The sequence below is a fragment of the Streptomyces sp. NPDC030222 genome (assembly GCF_055573115.1).
The window spans coordinates 447,438-464,937 of sequence record NZ_JBVICA010000003.1 but is presented as its reverse complement, the minus strand read 5'-3'; the positions used below and the strand labels follow the sequence as shown (position 1 = coordinate 464,937).

Here is a 17,500-nt window from a genome sequence, read left to right as displayed (position 1 = left end):
GTTGTGGAACGGGTGCTTGCAGCGCTCCAGCAGGTCCGCGGTCAGCTGCTGGAACTGGGCGCGGGTGAGCTTCTCGTCCAGGTGCAGCGGGCCCTGCTCGGAGGCGCTGATGTAGGGCAGGTTGATGGTCGTCTCGGTCGAGGACGAGAGCTCGATCTTCGCCTTCTCGGCCGCCTCGCGCAGACGCTGGGTGGCCATCTTGTCCTTGGACAGGTCGATGCCGTGGCCGTTCCTGAACTGCTTCACCAGGTGGTCGACGACGCGCTGGTCCCAGTCGTCACCACCGAGGTGGGTGTCACCGTTGGTGGCCTTCACCTCGACGACGCCCTCGCCGATCTCCAGCAGCGAGACGTCGAAGGTGCCGCCGCCGAGGTCGAAGACCAGGATCGTCTGCTCGTTCTCCTTGTCCAGTCCGTAGGCGAGCGCGGCGGCGGTCGGTTCGTTCACGATGCGCAGGACGTTCAGACCGGCGATCTTCCCGGCCTCGTTGGTCGCGGTGCGCTGCGAGTCGTTGAAGTACGCCGGGACCGTGATGACCGCGTCCGTGACGTCCTCGCCGAGATAGGCCTCGGCGTCCCGCTTCAGCTTCTGCAGCACCCGTGCGGAGATCTCCTGCGCGGTGTAGCGCTTCCCGTCGACGTCGCCGCTCTCCGGGAAGCGCCACTGGGCGTCGCCCATGTGCCGCTTGACCGAGCGCACGGTGCGCTCGACATTGGTCACCGCCTGCCGTTTGGCGACCTCGCCCACCAGCACGTCGCCGCTCTTCGCGAAACCGACCACCGACGGGGTGGTCCGGGCGCCCTCGGTGTTCGTGATGACGGTGGGTTCGCCGGCCTCCAGAACACTCACGACGGAGTTCGTCGTACCGAGGTCGATACCCACTGCGCGTGCCATGGTCTTCTCCTCAGCCTGCGGTGTGCTTCCCCGGCAGGTCCCGGGCTCACGGCGCTCTCACCTGCCCGCTTCGGGAGCAAACCTCTCCACCATCTGGATAGGTCGCACCGATGCGCCTGTCAAGACGACCCCTTCGGGGGGATGTGTACCCGTATTCGGACCACCGCCGCACGGCCGCTGTCGACGACTGCAGGGAGTACCGCCCGCGACACCGGCCTGATCCCTCGTCGATCACCGCACCGGTCACCGCGCGCGGCCGACATGCCGGGCGGCGCCCCGCGCCCGGTGCCGTGGAGTGCTTTGCCGTCCCGGGGCCTCTCGGTACGGTCGGCTCATGCAACGGGTCGGCGCTGTCCTGATCGATATCGACGGTGTGCTCACGGTGTCCTGGAAGCCGCTGCCGGGCGCCGTCGAGGCCGTCGAGCGGCTGCGGGAGCGGGGCGTCCCGTTCGCGCTGCTCACCAACACCACGTCCCGTACACGCGGTTCCATCGCCGCCGTGCTGTCGGGGGCGGGCTTTCCCGTCACCGCGGACGATGTGCTCACCGCCCCCGCGGTGACCGCGGCGTACCTCGCCGAGCACTTTCCCGGGGCGCGGTGCCTGCTGCTGAACAGCGGGGACATCGGCGAGGACCTGCGGGGCGTCACCCTGGTCGACCCCGACGACCCGGCCGCCGCACCCGATGTGGTCGTCGTCGGAGGAGCCGGACCCGAGTTCGCCTACGCGGCGCTCAACCGCGCCTTCGCCCACCTCCGGCGCGGCGCCCGCCTCGTCGCCCTGCACCGCAACCTGTACTGGCGTACGGAAGAGGGGCTCCAGCTCGACACCGGCGCCTTCCTCCTGGGTCTGGAGCGCGCGGCCCGCGTCGAGGCCGAGGTGATCGGCAAACCCGCCGAGCCGTTCTTCGCCACGGCCCTGGACCATCTGGGCGCTCGCGCCGAGGAGACCCTGATGGTGGGCGACGACATCGAGTCGGACGTGCTCGCGGCGCAGCGCCACGGGCTCACCGGTGTGCTCGTCAGGACCGGCAAGTACCTGCCGGAGACCCACCGGTCGGCCTCCGGCACACCGCACTACGTCCTGGACTCCTTCGCCGACGTGCCCGACCTCCTCGATCGCCTGGCGGGCTGACAGACTCCGGTCGCCCGGGCCGGGGACCCGCTGGGGCGGTCGGACGAGCCGGGGCCCGGCATTGCCGCGGGGACGTGAACGAGCTTCCGTTTCCGGCTCCGGCGTTGCGACGAGCAGTAGAACAATGAGCCGCGATCCGTCACGCTGTACCCATGCGGTGGCTCTTGCGCCCATCACGGCAACCGGGAGCAGGAGGTCAAGGCCGGGTCCTCTTCGTGCTCGCGCTGATCCTGCCGTTCGTGATCGCTCTGCTCGTGGTGGTCATCGAGCTCACGCCCCTGCACTTCCTGTACACGGGCCCGATGCTCACCGCGACGCCGGCACTGGCCGCGGTCTCGATGGGCCCCCGGGGCACCGTGGCGGCGGTGGTGTTCGCTCTGGCCGTGAGCGTGACCACCGCGACCTACAACCAGGCATGGGGCAGCCAACAGGTCTACACCAATCTGCTGGCTCTGACCCTGGTGTCCACGGCCAGCATCATCTCGAGCCAAGCGGTCGAGAGCCGCAGACAGAGCGAGCTCGACCAGCTCCGCCGGGTCGCCGCGGCGGCGCAGAAGGTGCTCCTGCGTCCCGTGCCGTCCCGGCTGGGTCCCCTACGGACGGCCAGCATGTACATCGCAGCCGAGGAGGGGGCACAGATCGGCGGTGATCTGTACGAGGCCGTCCAGACCCGGTACGGGGTCCGGCTCATCGTGGGGGACGTACGCGGCAAAGGACTGTCGGCCGTGCGCTCGGCCGCGGCCGTGCTGGGCGCCTTCCGCGAGGCCGCCCACTACGAGGACGACCTGGTGGAGGTCGTCAACCACTGCGCGTGGGCGCTGCGACGCGAGCGGGCGATGCCGCGCGGCACGGGTCAGGACGAGGAGCCTGATCAGGCCGAGACGTTCGTCACCGCCATCGTGGCCCAGGTGCCGGACGGAGAAGTGATCCAATTGGTCAATCGTGGCCATCCGCCCCCGCTGGTACTGCGCGAGGGCAAGGTCCGGGCACTGACGCCCGACGTGCCGCTGCCACCCCTCGGTCTGGAGGAATTCATCAGCGGACCCCTCCCGGCGCCGGAGGCCCATCCGTTCTCTCCCGGTGACCGTCTGCTGCTGCACACCGACGGCGTGCTGGAAGCACGCAACAGCGACGGATACTTCTTCGCCCTGGCCGACATCATGGAGCAGGTGCAGGACTGCACCCCTCCGGAGTTCCTGGGGCACCTACACCAGGAACTGATGCGCCACACCCAGGATCGTCTGGCGGACGACGCCGCGATGCTTCTGGTGGACCGGCTCGACGGGGCGCCGTGACCCCGGCGGAGCCATGACCTCCCGGTGTCGCGGGGGCAGTATCGCCCCGATCACGGTGGGGGCGACACTGTGGTGGGTCGAGCCGGGCATCCGCGTCGCTGTCCGCGCGGCATGAGGCACCACGACTGGACGCCCCCGCGTCTCGCCTGGGTCCTGCCTCCCTGATCGCCGCCGCCGCTCTCGCCCCCTCCGCCGTCGCCGCCGCCTTCGACGTCCGGCTGACCCGGGTCCAGGTCCGGCGCCAGGTCCACATCCGAGTCCGCCCGAACCGCGTGCGCCCGGCCGGGCACAGGCGGGGACGACGAGCATCGCCTCTGCAGTCCCGGCCCGGGGCCGTTTCCCGCGGGCGCCCGGGCGGGGCGTCACAGGGACGACGGGTCCGGGCCCGTCTGCCGCTCGGCCCCTCAGGCCCAGGACGCGGCCACCAAGGACCGTTCCGCCGCGGCGAGATGGGTCGCGGCTGCCAGCCAGGCCCAGGCGTACCGGTCGGCGGAAGGGTCGGTGAGACGGCCGAAGACGTCACGGGGGCGACGGTCCGCCTCGACGGCGAGGTCCGTGGCCAGCTCAGCGGCCGTGGCGAATCCGGCGCGGCGAAGCGGTCCGTACCGACCGGCCGGCTCCCCTCCGCGAGCCGCCTCGGCGACCGCGCGCCGGCCGCCGGCGACGCCGGTCTCGATCAGGCGGCGCACCCGCCAGAGCGGTGAGTCGGCCAGCACGTCCGGGCCGGGGCCGGGATGACTGCCCGCGCCCACAGCCCCGCCCTGGGCCGCCGGTACGTCCCGTGGGGCATCCGCGGGCCGGGGCGGGAAATGGACGCCCTGAAGGCGGTCGTAGCCGAGGTCGGCCCGACCGAGCCATTCGTCGGGCAGCCGGAGCGTGTCCTCGCAACCGGGCACCGGACCGACCGCGAGCGGACGCAGCGTGGCGGCCCGGTCGAGGTCGGGGCGGCCCAGGACTCGGAGCCGGAGACCGGCGTGCGCGGCGATACGGCGCAGATTGGCGGTGTGCGGCAGCTCCGGGTGGGGGTGTGCGGGCAGCAGCCTCAGCAGCGGTGCCTCGGCCCGTTCCGATCCGTACGGCGACAGCTCACGGACCAGCACATGCTCGCCGGCCGCGCCGACGACCAGGACGTCGCAGCCGATCAGTATGGCTTCGGCCCCGTCGCGACCGTCCAGCTGGGCGGCCACGGCCTCGGCGGCCGGCCGGGCGAACAGCGCCGCTGCGGGCTCCTCGGACCAGGACACGCCGCGCAGCGGGGTCGCCCGGACCCCGCGTCCGCTGCCGAGGCGCCCCTCAGGGGAGACCGTGGCCCCCACGATCAGCAGGCCTCCGCGGGACAGCCCGGTGTGGTCGAGGACCGCCCCGCCGAGGGCGACGGAGGCGGCTCCGGCGCCCCGTGCCCGAGCCAGGCCGCCGGGCCGGACGTCTGAGACGGAGAACCGGGCGTCGTCCGGAGCGAGGAGATGGGTGACCACTCCCCCGTATCCGGTGGCGGAGAGCACGGGCTCCCGGCACAACCCGTGGACCCGGAGACTTCCCCCCGGCTGGTAGGCGCGGCGGGACGTGCCCACCAGCGCCGGGTCGGCGGATCCGGAGGCCAGCAGCCCCGCGGTGTGCAGGAGTTCGCGGAAGGCCTCGGTCAGTGCGGGCAGCCGCTGGGCGGCGCTGCGATCCCGGGCGGCGCGCAGTCCGCGTACGACGCGCAGGGCCGCGGCCTCGGCGCGCGGCAGTCCCGCGAGACGGGCGGTGTGCGCGGCACGCAGCAACTCGGCCTGCACCACGGCACCGCCGGCCGCGACACCCGCTGCGAGCGCCGTGGCCGCCGCCTGCCAGAGCGCGCCCGCGGCGCGGGTCCGGGCAGCGGACAGCGGCGGGGCGTCCGGTCCGGCGTCAGCAGCCGGAACGGGGGAGGGCGTCCCGGCTGCTCCGGCCGGTGATCGTCCCGGACCGGCTCCCCTGGCCGGTCCGCCCGGCGGTTCGGCCGACCCGCGCGGCGGTTCGGCCGGTCCCGTCGGCTCGTCGGAAGCGGCCCGGTCGGGGGAAGGCTCGGTGGACCCGACGGCCGGGTCGGCGCAAGCGGCCGGAGCGGGATCGGCAAGCGACGTCGGCTCGGCGAGCGAAGCCGGATCGTCAATCGGAGCCGGATCGGCGATCGGGGCGGCTCCGAGCGCCGCGGCGCGGTGGAGGCAGCGGGGTGCCAGCAGGCAGCTGCAGACGGCCTGTTCGGCCGTCGTCACCGCGCCCGACGGACCGGGCCGCAGCGTGACCACGGCGTCCTCGCCGAAACGGATCGTCACGCTGCCGTCCTCGCCGGGGACCGCACCCGCGGCACAGCCCTCGATGGCGGCGTCCAGTTTCCTGCGCAGCCTCGCGGTGAGGTTCTCGACGGCTTCGGCGACGACTTCGGGGGCCGTCGGCGGAAGCAGGGCTCCGGCCGTGGCGGCGGAGTCGGGGACGGAGTCGGCGGTCAACGGTGTTCTCCACGGAGGCGGTCGCCCACCCATCGGGCGAGGGCGAGGGGGCTGAGGGCGGCCACCGGCATTCCGGCCGCGACGAGTTGCCGGGCGACGGGGACCGAGTAGCGGGGTGTGCCCGTGTCGTCGAGAGCGGCGCAGCCCAGCAGGTGCGCGCCGGAGGCGGCGAGGGCACGGACCTCGCCGAGCAGGCCGCCGATGGGATACCCCTCCTCGAAGTCGCTGACCACGACGACCAGGGTGCGGCTCGGCACGGTGATCAGCGACCGGGCGTGGGCGAGGCCCGCCGCGATGTGCGTACCGCCGCCGACGTGCACCTCGAGCAGCAGCGAGAGCGGATCGTCGACCCTGTCGGTGAAGTCCACGACCTGGGTCGAGAAGGCGAGGAAGTGCGTGGACAGCGTCGGCACCCCGCCGAGGACCGCAGCGGTGAGCGCGGACCAGACCACCGAGGCCTCCATGGAGCCGGAGACGTCGACGACCAGGATCAGGCGCCAGTCCGCCTCCCGGCTCACCCGGGTGCTGAACACCGGGCGTTCCGGGACGACCAGCACGCCCCCGTCGTCGCGCCGCCTGGTGTGCGCGAGGTTGGCGCGGAGCGTCCGCGGCAGGTCGAGCCGTCCGCCGGGGCGGCGGGTGGGCCGCGGGGCGGCGAGGCCGGACAGCGCGGGGCGCAGCCGGGTGGCCAGTTCCCTGGCGAGTTCGTCGACCAGCCGCCGGACCAGGGGCCGGAGCCGGGCGAGTTGCTGTTCCGGCATGCCTCCGGCCAGCGACAGCACGGAGGTGAGCAGTTCGACGGAGGGCCGTACGGCGGCGGGGTCGAGCTGCGCCAGTACGTCGGTGCGGCCCGCGTCTGCGGCCTCCGCCAGCACCTCCTCCCGTACGTCGGCGCCGAACAGTGCCTCCAGTTCCTCGGCCCATTCGCGGGCCGTCGGGTAGGAGGCGCCCTGCCCTCCGCCGGCTCCGCTGTCGGCGCCGCCGCCCCGGCCCACGTCGGAGGCACCCTCGCCGCGCCCGGCGCCGTACAGCTCGTCCAGGGCACGGGCGTAGCGCCGCGCGTCAGCGGGGAGCCGGTCCTGCTGACGGCCGAGCAGCAGCCGCCATCGGTCGGCCGCGGTGAACCGCTGCCCGCTCCGCGCGAGGGCCTTACGGACGGGCCCTTCGCCGTCGGCCGCGGGGCTCCCGGTACCGGCCGGTGCGCCGGACTCCGGCAAGGTGCCGTGGTGGTGCGGGGTGTCGCGGTCGTGCGGGGTGTTCCCGTCCGACGCGGTGTTCCCGTCCGACGCGGTGTCCCCGTTCGTGGTGTCCCCGTTCGCGGTGTCCCCGTCCGACGGGTCGTCTCGGCCCGGCAGCGGCAGTCCCTTGAGCGCGGCGAGCCCGGCGGCGTCCGCGGCGGCCCAGAGGGCGAGCAGGGCGGGGGGCGCGTCGAGCGACAGGTCGATCCGGTCGCCCAGGCGTTCCGTCACGGTGTGCAGCAGCCGGTCGCGGGCGGCGGGTGCGAGCGTGTCGAATCCCCCTCGCAGGGCCGGCAGCCGGTCCAGGAACTCCTGGTCGGCGAGGCTCTCCACCCGGTCCAGCAGGGGGTCGAGCGCCGCCGGCGAGGACTGGAGCAGCGGGCCCGCGGCGGCGAGCAGCCCACTGAGGCGGCGTGTCAGCTTGCGCCGGCTCTCCGGTGTCCCGGCGGTGTCGATCCATCCGGCGGCGCGGTCGCCGAGACCGGCGGCGGCGTCGAGGTCCAGCAGCACCCGTACGGCGAGGGCGGCGCCCTGCATCAGCGGTGACCCGGTCGTGGTCAAGTCGCGCAGGGCCTCGTCCATGCGCAGGCCCAGGTGCTGGGCGGCGGCCCGGTCGGCGAGGGCCACCAGAGCGGCGGCCTCCGCGGGATCGTCGCTGCCGGCCAGGCCGGGCAGCGCACGGACCGCTGCATCCAGCAGTTCGGCACCGAGCTCGGTCGCGGCGGCTCGGCTCTCGGCGGAAGCTCCGGGGAGATGGCCGCGATGGAGGGCTTCCAGCAGGTCGAGTGCTTCGAGGAGTTCGGGCAGTGTCGCCGTCCCGGGCAGCACTGCCGCGGCCTCCGTCAGCCGGGCGGTCACCAGTTCGGGCAGGTCACAGCGGGCGGCCGCGGCGAGCCCGGTGAGGATCTGGGCGCAGGTCGGCCCGCCCTCCGCGGCTTCGCGGCGGGCCGTTTCGCGCAGGGTGCCGGCCGCGGCCTGGGCGGGGTTCACTCCGCGTACCCCGGCCAGGTCGAGGCGGGCCGGCACGGAAGGCGTCCAGGACAGCCGCCATTTGGTGCCGAGGGCGGTGCCGTCGCCGGTACCGGCGACGGCGGCGGGTTCGCCGTACGAGGCCCCGAGCACCAGCAGACGTTGCAGCAGCACCTCGCGGCGGCCGTCCAGTTCCGAGCGGAGCGGGTCGAGGCGCACCTCGCGCGGCTCGGGGTCCTCGGGGGACGGCAGTCGCAGCGCGGTCAGTTCGGCTTCCACGGACGGTCCCAGACCGGACCGCGGGCTGCGCGGCGAGATGCGCCCGCGGCCGGTCCCGATCATGACGGCTTCGAGGGCGCGGGCCAGTGCCCGGCCCCGGCCGAGCGGCTCGCTCTGTCCGAGCACGGTGGTGACGGCTTCCAGCAGTTCCCCCCGGCCGGGTGCGGGCAGCCCGCGCAGCCGGGCCAGGTCGCAGGCCAGCCGCAGCGTTTCGGCGGCTTCACCGGTGCCCGCGGTGTGCCCGGCTGCGCGCAGCTCCCGGCAGACGCCCGTGACGGCGTGCGAGGCCGCGTCCCGGAGCCGCTCCGGGTCCCCGCCGGCGTGCAGCACGGCCTGCTGCCAGAGCGGGTCGCGGATGCCTGCCGGGTAGCCGGAGCGGGCGTCGAGCAGATCGAACGAGTACGGCACGAGGGAGGTCACGGCCGCGCCCCCGTCGGCGGCTGCCGCCACCGCCCGTGCTCCGGCGGAACCGCCACCGGCGCTGCCCGCGTCCCGCGGGTCCGTGCCACCGGTACCGCGGTCGGCATCTACGACGATGCTCGCGCGATCAGCCGTCTCGGTGCCCGTTGCGGGCTCGGCTTGACCGGCCCCGGCCCGGCCGGCGACGGCCTGACCGGTGACGGCCAGGTCGACGCCGGGCTCCCCGTCCGGGGCGGCATCGACCGCATGGAAGCCGATCGACCCGGAGCCGATCGACCCGTCGGCACGGTCGCTCCCGGCGCCGAGAGCCCCACCGCCCCCGTCGCCGCAGCCGGACGAGGCGTCGCCCGGGCCGCAAGCAGCCCCGGCGTCATCCGACGCGCCCACGCCGCCACGAGCCGAAGCAGCCTCACCGGCATGCACTCGCCCGACACCCGGGCCACCGCCCGAGGAAGCCTCCCCTGGACCGGAAACTGTCGCCTCCACTCCAGCGGACACAGCCGAGCCGACACCACCGCCGACAGCCTCACCGACCACTCCCCCGACACGCGAGCCACCCCCGGAAGCGACATCGCCCTGGCCGGATGCGGACGGGCCCGCGTCCGTGCCGTCGGGGTGGGCGGTGTCGGGGCCGACCGGAGCCGGAGCGGTTGCCGGGAGGGCATCGGTGGTGGGGCCCGGGTGGGGGCGGCCGATGGCGTCGAGGAGCAGCGCCGGGGCGTGGAAGGCGCCGATGACGGCGGCCACCGTGTTGCCTTCGGCCGCCGCCGCGGCGATCACGCCGCGCATGTGGGCCTCGCGGGCCAGGTCGGTGGCGGGGATGCCGTCGCCGGCCGCGGCGTCCTGGCGCAGGGCCCAGCCGACGCCGAGGGCGGCGCGACGGACCGATTCCGGTGGGCAGCCGGGGGCGAGCACCTCGACGGAGCGGTCCCAGAGGTCCTCGCCGTCGCGTCCGGTGCCCGCCGCTGTGAGTGCGTCGGCGAAGGTCGCGCGAGGGGCGGCCGGCTCGGAGTGCTCCTGCGGCGTTCCCTCCCCGGGGGTCTCCGACGGGGACCAGCCCCGGTCCGTCAGCGGCAGGTCGCAGCAGAGCACTTCGGCCCCGTGCTCGCGGGCCCAGCGGATCGCGGCGAGTTCCGGGGAGAAGTCGGCGAAGGGGTAGAAAGCCAGCCGTCCGTCGAGGCCCGTGCCGGCCAGGGCGACCGGTGCGTGGGTTTCCGGGTCGGCGAGGTGCGGCAGCCAGTCCTGGAAGTCGGCGGGCAGTTCGACGCAGACGACGTCCGCGCCCGACGCGTCCAGGAGGGCGGGGACGACCGCTGCCAGCGCGGGACTGTGGTGGCGTACGCCCAGCAGGTACGGCCGGCGGGACGCGCCGAGCGCGTCCACGGCCGTGCGGGGATCGGCTGCGCCGCCGGGGCCGTTGGCCGGCGGGGCTGCCGCCGGGCTGTCGGTGACGGTCAACGCAGGCTCCCGCGCAGGTCCCAGAGGCGGCGCCACATCGGGGAGCCGTCCTCGGCGCGGCGGCGGACCGGTCCGTCCCAGTAGCCGAGCAGCCGGCCGTGGTCGGCGGGGTCGTCCTTGCGCACGACGCCGAGCAGGTGTCCGGGGAGCAGGTCCAGTACGTCGCCGCCGGGCAGATAGGCGGCGGCGACGCCGAGGGACGCGGCGACCTGGACGGCTTCGGCGGTGGACATCACCGTGCCGGGGCGTTCCACGTCCCAGCCCTCGGCGGAGCGGCCGGTGCGCAGATCGCGGAAGACGGTGACGAGGGCGTCCAGTACCGCGTCGTCGACGCCGAACTCGGCGCCGGCGCGCTGCACGGCGGCGACCGCCTGACGGCGGATCAGGGTGGCCTCGGCGTCGGCGTCGGCGATCGGCTGCACGGTCTCGAAGTTGAAGCGCCGCTTGAGGGCGGCGGACATCTCGGAGACCCCCCGGTCGCGGAGGTTGGCGGTGGCTATCACGGTGAAGCCGGGTGCCGCGGAGACCACCGCGTCCTCGGTGGCGGTGAGTTCGGGGACGGCGACCCGACGGTCGGACAGAATGGACACCATGGCGTCCTGCACCTCGGGCAGGCAGCGCGTGATCTCCTCGATACGGGCGACCCTGCCGGTGCGCATGGCGGTGAGGACCGGCGAGTCGACCAGCGCCTGCGAGGTGGGCCCCTGGGAGAGCAGCAGGGCGTAGTTCCAGCCGTAGCGGAAGGCGTCCTCGGTGGTGCCGGCGGTGCCCTGGACGGTGAGGGCGCTGGTGCCGCAGACGGCCGCCGACAGCAGTTCGGAGAGCATCGACTTGGCGGTGCCGGGCTCGCCGACGAGCAGCAGGCCGCGTTCACCGGCGAGCGTGACCACACAGCGCTCGACGAGGGCGCGCTCGCCGACGAACTTCGGGGTGATGACCAGTTTCGTGGGCAGTCCGGCGCGGCGCTTGGGCAGGGTCAGCTCCTCGCCGTCGCTTCCGCAGACGAAGGTGACCACGGCACGGGGGGTGAGCGCCCAGCCGGGCGGGCGGGGGCCGGTGTCCTGGGCCGCGAGGAAGGCGAGTTCGGCGGCGTACCGCTCCTCGGCGGGGAGTACCTGGCGCTCGGGGGCGGCGGCGGTCTGCTCGGTGACGGTCATCGGGCGGGCGTCCTTTTCGTTGCGAAGTCGGTGGTGCGGAGCGGATGGTGCGGAACCGTGGGTGCCGGACCGGTGGGGTGGCGGTCGGAGTCGGGGAGCGGGGCTCAGGGGGCGGAGCGGGCAGGCACCCGGACGGGCGGCGCCCCGGACCATCGGGGCGCCGGGCCGGGGCCGGGCCCGGAGGCGTAGCGCACCCGAGGGGGGTACGCCACGCCGGTGGTGGGACGCGCCGTGTCAGCGGCGGCGTCCTCGCCGGGCCTTGACCTTCAGCTCCTCGAAGCGCGGCGCGTCTCCCTCTCGGATCCGCTGCCAGGCCCTGCGGTAGAGCCCGGCTGCGGGTTCGGCGGGGACGAGCACACCGAGGACCGGGTGCCGGTCGGCGACCAAGTCGTACATCGGGAGCTTCCACTGTTCGAGCGGCAGCGTCGGGGACGATGTCTCGACCCACCCGCCGGGCAGGAACAGCGAACGTCCCGCGCGGCTGCGGCCGGCCGACACGACCAGTTCGGTGTCGGTCAGTTCGGCGCGGGCGGCCTTGAGCCGGGCCGGCTTCCAGCCCGTCCAGCGGGCGGTGTTGCGGTCGGTCGGGTCGGGCATGGCGAGCAGCATCAGATAGAGGATCGCGGCGTCAGCGCCCAGGCCGTACTCGGCGGAGACCTCGGCGACGATTTCGGGCACCGAGCGGCCCGGGTCCTGCGGCCACCAGGTGCCGTCGGCGTCCGCGGAGCCCGCCGCGGGGGCGCCCGGGTCGGCGAGCAGCGCCGCGAACCGCGCGTCGTGCACGATCCGCAGGGCGGTCTCCGCGGGGAAGGGCCGCTGGTCGACGTCGCGCAGCACCGGCAGGTACGGGTCGGACCCGGTGGAGTCCAGCAGTGCCGGGCGGACGGCCGGCGAGGGCTGGTCGTCATGGGTGGCCATCACGACCGCGCCGTACTGCTCGTAGCCGTCCCCGGTGGCGGTGGGCGCGCCGGCGGCCTTGCGGAAGCCGCTGAGGCTGACGAACCGGTCCAGATCGAGGAGCAGTTCGGGGGCGGTGAGCCGCTGCCGCACCGCGGTGAGCGCGGTCGGCAGGGCGGCCCGGTGCGGGTCGCCGGCCGGGAGCCGGTGCGCCAGCCACGCCGCCATGGCGACCGCGCCGGTGAGCACCGTCCCGGAGAAGGCGTCGGCGTCCGGCTCACGGGGTGCCACCCGGTCCCCCTTGACCGCCCACGGCACGTCGGTGCTGAGGGGTCTCGCCGCGGCGGGGTCGAGCAGCGCGGGCAGTGAGCGGTCGGCGGACCAGGAGGTCCGGACGGCGCGTGCCGCCTCGGTGAGCAGCCAGTCGGGTACGGGGGTGCGGCGGCCCACCCGCTTGTTCCACACCTCCGCGGCGGCGGCCACGTCGGGGCCGTCCGTCCACAGACGGGCCGGATCGGCGGGCAGCAGCGCCGCGACCAGGGTGCGCCGGAGTCCCGGGGGCAGGTTCTTGAGGTCGTCGCGGGCGAGTGCCGCGTCGGCCGCCTTGACGCCGAGGGCGGTGCGGAGTTCGGAGGGGAGGAAGTTGCGCTGGTAGCTGTCGACGTGCGGCAGGCCGGCGATCAGCAGCCGGGCCAGGGTGCCGGGCACTCCGGTGAGCCGGCCGAACTCCTCTGCGGCTTCCGGGAGCCAGGGTGCCGGGCCGTGTCCGGCGGCGACGGTGAGGAAGGCCGTCAGCCAGTCGGCGTCGCGCTCCCGTTCGCCGAGCGGGGCGTCCCCGCGCAGGGTGTACGGCCCGGGCACCTGGAAGCGGCCGCCGGGGTCGTGGAAGAGCGCTCCGAACTCGTAGCCGTCGGTGACCGATTCGCAGTGCTCGGTCATGGCGAGGAAGGCTCCGTCGCCGAGCGGGAGGATGCTGCGGTGGTGTGCGGGACGCTGGCTGCCGTCCGGTCGCAGCAGATGGCGGTGTTCGAGGTGGACGAGGACACGGCGCCAGCGGCCGGTGGAGCCCTCGGCGGACGCGAGTCCCAGGGCGTCCACTTCGCGCAGCAGGGTGAACAGGGCTGCCCGCTCCTTCTCGCCGGTGCCGAGGGCGACGGCGCGGTAGGCGACGGCGGCCGGCTCGTCGAGCCAGGGGGTCCACGTCAGTGCGGAGTGGGGAAGCACCGGCAGGGCGTGGTGGAGCCGGCCTGGCACGCCGGGAGTGCCGCGGTCGGCGCCCGCGGCCGACATGGCGCGGAGGTAGCGGAAGACGGCGTCGGTCTCGCCTCCCCAGCGGTAGTACCCAGAACCGGTCAGTCCGGTCAGCGCGTCATCGAGCAGCCGGTCGACCGGACCGTCGGGGACGTACTCGGCCGCTCCCCCGGTGCTGCCGGAGGCGAGGCGCGCGGTGACGTCGTCCAGGGCGGCCCGCTGGGTGAGCGCGAATCCGAGCACCGCGGCGACGCCCTCGACGAGCGCCGGGTCGGTGATCTGCGGCAGTGCGTCCTTCACCAGGGTCTGGAGTTCCTCGGCCTTCCCGACCGCGGCAGCGGCCTCGATGAGCGCGGCGGCGGTGTCGCGGTCCGCGGCCCTGAGCACCGCGGAGCCCTCGGGGTCGCGGGGGCGCAGGCAGTACCAGTGGGTGACGGGCGGGAGCCGTCGACTGGTGGGGGCGAAGTATCCCCGCTGGTTGTCGAGCCGGGCGCGGTTGGTGATCACCCCGTCGGTGTCGGCGAGGCAGACGTCGTACCAGTCCCGGGACACGGCCCGTGGGCGGTCGTCGCCGGGGAGGGTGAGTGCGGCGACGGGCATCTGGGTGCCCTTCGGCGCGGTGACGCTTCGGCCCGCGGTGTCGGAGCAGTGCCAGCCCTGGGGGGTGCGGACGGCGCGCCAGCCGAGGAGGCCGCCGCCGGGTGTGCCGAGCGCCGAGCCTTCGACGGCCGGTGCGGGCCGCAGCCAGCTTCCGCTCGCGGCGAGTCTGCTGTCCTGCGGATGGGTTCCCAGCGCGTCGGCGAGGAATCCGGGCAGGGAGAGCCGCCCCAGGGTGCCGGTGGCGGGGTCGTACTCGCGCCAGCCGGAGGGCCGCTCGCTGTGGTCCCAGACCCAGTGGGAGGTGCCGTCGGAGATGATCATCCGCTCGTCGGGCAGCTTGGTGTCGCCACGGTGCAGCAGGCCCGCACCGGTGGTGCGGCCACCGCCGGCGACCGGCAGGGTCACGTTGTCGGAGCGGAGCCGCCAGGGGCTGTTCCCGGTGTCCAGGGTGAGGATGTCGTGCGGGGCGCTCAGCCAGTAGCCCTGGGTGTCGCCGCGGTGCCACGACCGCCAGAAGACCAGCAGGTCGCCGTCGACGTAGTGGAAGCCGTGGGTGTACTGGGAGCCGCCCGGGATCCGCAGGTCGTGGGTGAGCACGGTGGAATCGGCGTCGATGACCCGCACCTGGGTCTGGTTGGCGACGATCAGGCAGGGCCAGGCGTCCACGACGGTCAGGTCCTGGTGGCCGTTGCCGGGTGTCAGTTCGGCGACCGCGGTCTCCCATGCGGGCCAGGCCAGTTCGTCGAACAGGCCGCCGCGCAGGGTGCGGGCGAGGATGTCGCCGACGTCGGTCGCGGCCGCGGCGGCCACGTCCTCCTCGGCGAGGGACAGCGCCTCGGCGGGGAGCCAGGTCAGCCGCCGGATGGCGTCGGGGAGCTGCGGCAGGCCGGCGGCGGCGGACTCGCGGGCGACCCGGCGCATCCATTCGGTGAGCATGGTGCGGCCGCCCGGCACTCCGGCCAGCAGCCTGAGGGTTTCGCGTCCGGAGGAGTTGTCGTTGAGGCCGTCGGCGGCGCGGTGGAAGGCGGCCCGGAAACGCTCGTCGGTGGCCAGGGGAACGAGGTCCCGGCGCTCCTCGGCGTCGGCCCAGGCCTCCAGGTGGAGTGCGGCGTTGTCGGCCGGGGCGGCGACCGGGACGTCCAGGGACAGCAGCAGATCGAGCAGGTTGACGTCCTGGACGCCGATCCTCAGCCCGTCCTCCCGTCCGGGCTCGGCGAGTTCTGCGCGGAGCCGGCCGGCAGCGCGTGCGACCAGGTCGAGCAGGAGCGGCAGCGGGTGTCGCCAGCCCCAGCCCGAGCAGCGGGCGGTGTGGAAGCGCTCCAGCCAGCCTGCGGTGCCGTCCGCGCAGCGCTGTTCGGCGGGTACGTCGTCGGCGACGAGCCCGGCGGTGGCGCCGGACTCCTCCAGTATCCCCAGCCAGAGGGCGGAGAGTTCGCCTCCTTCTCCGCCGGCCGGCATCATCCCCAGCAGGGTGCCGCGCACGGCCGGTTCGCGGCGGGCGAGGGCGATGAGGGCGGCACGGTGGGCCTTCCACCAGCCGAGGGCGGCGCGCAGGGTGGCGGGCAGGGGCAGCAGCTCGGCGAGGTACTCCTGCTCGGCGTCGGGGCCGCGCAGGCCCGCGTTGCGGGCGAGCCGGCGCAGCTCGACGGCGCTCTGTGCGGAGGGCGGCAGTCCGCCGGCGGTGCGGCGTACGCACAGGCGGCGGAAGCGCTCGTAGGCCTCGGCGGCGGGCACGCGTGCGGCGAGTTCTCTCGCGTAGGAGGTGAGCACCTTCACCGGCAGCGCGCCGGCCAGGGCGAATTCGAGGAAGACGGCGTCCAGCCGGTCCTCGTCGACGGTCAGTCCGTGCTGTGCCTCGCTGGTGCGGGCACGGGCGAACAGCTGGGAGGCGTAGGTGGCGTTGTCCACCGCGAGGAACGTGCGGGCGGCCTGCTCGTAGAAGACGGGCAGGAAGTGCGGTACGGCCGCGGCCAGCCGGCCGGCCAGTTCATGGCAGGCGTCGAGGGCGGCCTTGGGCTTGCTCTTGGCCTGCCGGGCCACGCGATCCAGTTCGGGCACGAGGGCGAGGGCGTGGTGGCCGTCCTCCGGGTGGTGCACCAGAACCCATTCGGGGAAGCCGAGGGCCTGGCGCCGGCCGAGGCCGACCTCGGCCGGCTCGCCGTCGGGGACCAGCCCGAGGAATCCCGCGGCGAGGTCCTCCGCGGCGCCGAGTTCGGCGGCGGCCAGCCGGACGACGACACGCTCGTCGTCCAGGCCGGGGTGGCGGTATGCCCGGGCGGTCAGTTCGACCGCGGACGGACCGGCGTCCTTTGTACCGGTCGGCAGTACGGCGCCGGCGTCGAGCAGCAGCCGGGCCTCGCTCATGGCTCCGTTCGCGGTCGTGCCGCTGTTGTCAGTGGTGGTGTTCACGCGTTCCCGCCCTCTTCGATCTTGCGGCCGGCGTACAGCGCCGCCGCCATCCGCATCCCCTCCGACCAGGCCACCGGCCCGACCTCGCCCAGTCGCACCACGCGGCCGTTCTCGTCGTGCCAGCTGAGGGCGCCGGTGGTGGACTCGTCCTCCCAGTAGGGCTCGCCGATCCAGACGGCCGCCTCGAGACCGCGTCCCTCGTCGCGGACCTTGCAGGTGGCGTAGCCCCCGGAGACCCGGTAGCCGAGCCCGGTGGCACGCGCGGCCAGGCTGAACCTGGACGGGAAGACCCCGCCCGCGAAGTCACGGACCTCGGTGGCGGCGGCCTTCACGTCGTCCGGCTTCACCCAGGTGGCACGGTGGATCTGTTCGACCCGCTGCACGATGTCCAGTTCGGCGGCGAACTCCCGTACGTCCTCCAGGTCGGGGAGCAGTACGGGGTGCGGCAGGGTGACGGTGCGGGGGGAGAGCCGTACGGTCTCGCCGTCGAGGTTGACCACCCGCAGTTCGCCGGAGTCGGTGGCGTCCCGCAGGAAGCCCACCTCGTCCGGGTCGTCGCCGACCACCGCGAGGTCGCGCAGCGCGCTCTGCCAGGCCACATCCGGCCAGACCCTGGCGAGCAGCGCGGTCGGCACCGGCAGCGCGGACACCATCCAGGTGTCCACCTGTGCGACGCAGGCGGCATCGTGACGGTCCAGCCATTCGGCGAGCCGGCGCAGCCGGTCCACCTCCGGATGGTCGCGCAGGGCCTTGGGGATGGTCTTCAACTGCCGCCCCGCCGACCGACCGCCGACGGCCCGCGCCGTCACCCGGCCCTCCACCAGGGCGATCTCATACCCTTCGCCCGCCGACACCCAACCCATCAGTCCGTGCCCCTCGCCGTGTCCCGTCCGGATCCGCGCAGCCCGGACAGGGGGAACTCCCATCCCCCTGGGCTGCGGTATGGGCGGGACACTATCGACCGCCACTGACAACGGAGGACCGGGTGGGTGAACCGCGGGGGCACGGGCCGGGCGTCCGGTGTCCGTCA

At 74.5% G+C, this 17,500-nt stretch carries 8 protein-coding genes; 2 read left to right on the top strand and 6 right to left on the bottom strand.

Features of this window, described 5'->3' with window-relative positions:
• Nucleotides 1–894, bottom strand: an 894-nt coding sequence (locus tag ACZ4Z5_RS06855) for an Hsp70 family protein (RefSeq protein WP_468257657.1), incomplete at its 3' end; no start/stop codon positions are given.
• A gap of 334 nt (nucleotides 895–1,228) precedes the next feature.
• Here ACZ4Z5_RS06855 and ACZ4Z5_RS06850 point away from each other — a divergent pair.
• The gene (locus ACZ4Z5_RS06850; RefSeq protein WP_468257654.1) at nucleotides 1,229–2,026 is read left to right on the top strand and encodes an HAD-IIA family hydrolase; all 798 of its coding nucleotides are present in this window, start codon (nucleotides 1,229–1,231) and stop codon (nucleotides 2,024–2,026) included.
• 215 nt (nucleotides 2,027–2,241) lie between these two features.
• Nucleotides 2,242–3,321 (top strand): PP2C family protein-serine/threonine phosphatase, encoded by a 1,080-nt coding sequence (locus ACZ4Z5_RS06845; protein WP_468257651.1) that lies wholly within the window; start codon nucleotides 2,242–2,244, stop codon nucleotides 3,319–3,321.
• A 404-nt stretch (nucleotides 3,322–3,725) separates the two neighbouring features.
• Here ACZ4Z5_RS06845 and ACZ4Z5_RS06840 read toward each other — a convergent pair whose 3' ends face one another.
• The 5 genes from ACZ4Z5_RS06840 to ACZ4Z5_RS06820 form a co-directional block, all read right to left on the bottom strand.
• The gene (locus ACZ4Z5_RS06840; RefSeq protein WP_468257648.1) at nucleotides 3,726–5,792 is read right to left on the bottom strand and encodes a hypothetical protein; all 2,067 of its coding nucleotides are present in this window, start codon (nucleotides 5,790–5,792) and stop codon (nucleotides 3,726–3,728) included.
• Nucleotides 5,789–10,156 (bottom strand): DUF5682 family protein, encoded by a 4,368-nt coding sequence (locus ACZ4Z5_RS06835; RefSeq protein ID WP_468257646.1) that lies wholly within the window; start codon nucleotides 10,154–10,156, stop codon nucleotides 5,789–5,791. The genes ACZ4Z5_RS06840 and ACZ4Z5_RS06835 overlap by 4 nt, the downstream gene beginning before the upstream one ends.
• Complete coding sequence (locus tag ACZ4Z5_RS06830; RefSeq protein WP_468257643.1) at nucleotides 10,153–11,313, bottom strand: ATP-binding protein; 1,161 nt, start codon at nucleotides 11,311–11,313, stop codon at nucleotides 10,153–10,155. The genes ACZ4Z5_RS06835 and ACZ4Z5_RS06830 overlap by 4 nt, the downstream gene beginning before the upstream one ends.
• Before the next feature lie 234 nt (nucleotides 11,314–11,547).
• Nucleotides 11,548–16,425 (bottom strand): DNA-binding protein, encoded by a 4,878-nt coding sequence (locus tag ACZ4Z5_RS06825; protein ID WP_468257708.1) that lies wholly within the window; start codon nucleotides 16,423–16,425, stop codon nucleotides 11,548–11,550.
• A gap of 41 nt (nucleotides 16,426–16,466) precedes the next feature.
• Nucleotides 16,467–17,333, bottom strand: coding sequence for a DUF4132 domain-containing protein (locus tag ACZ4Z5_RS06820; RefSeq protein ID WP_468257640.1), 867 nt, complete (start codon nucleotides 17,331–17,333; stop codon nucleotides 16,467–16,469).
• Between the last annotated feature and the right edge of the window lie 167 nt (nucleotides 17,334–17,500).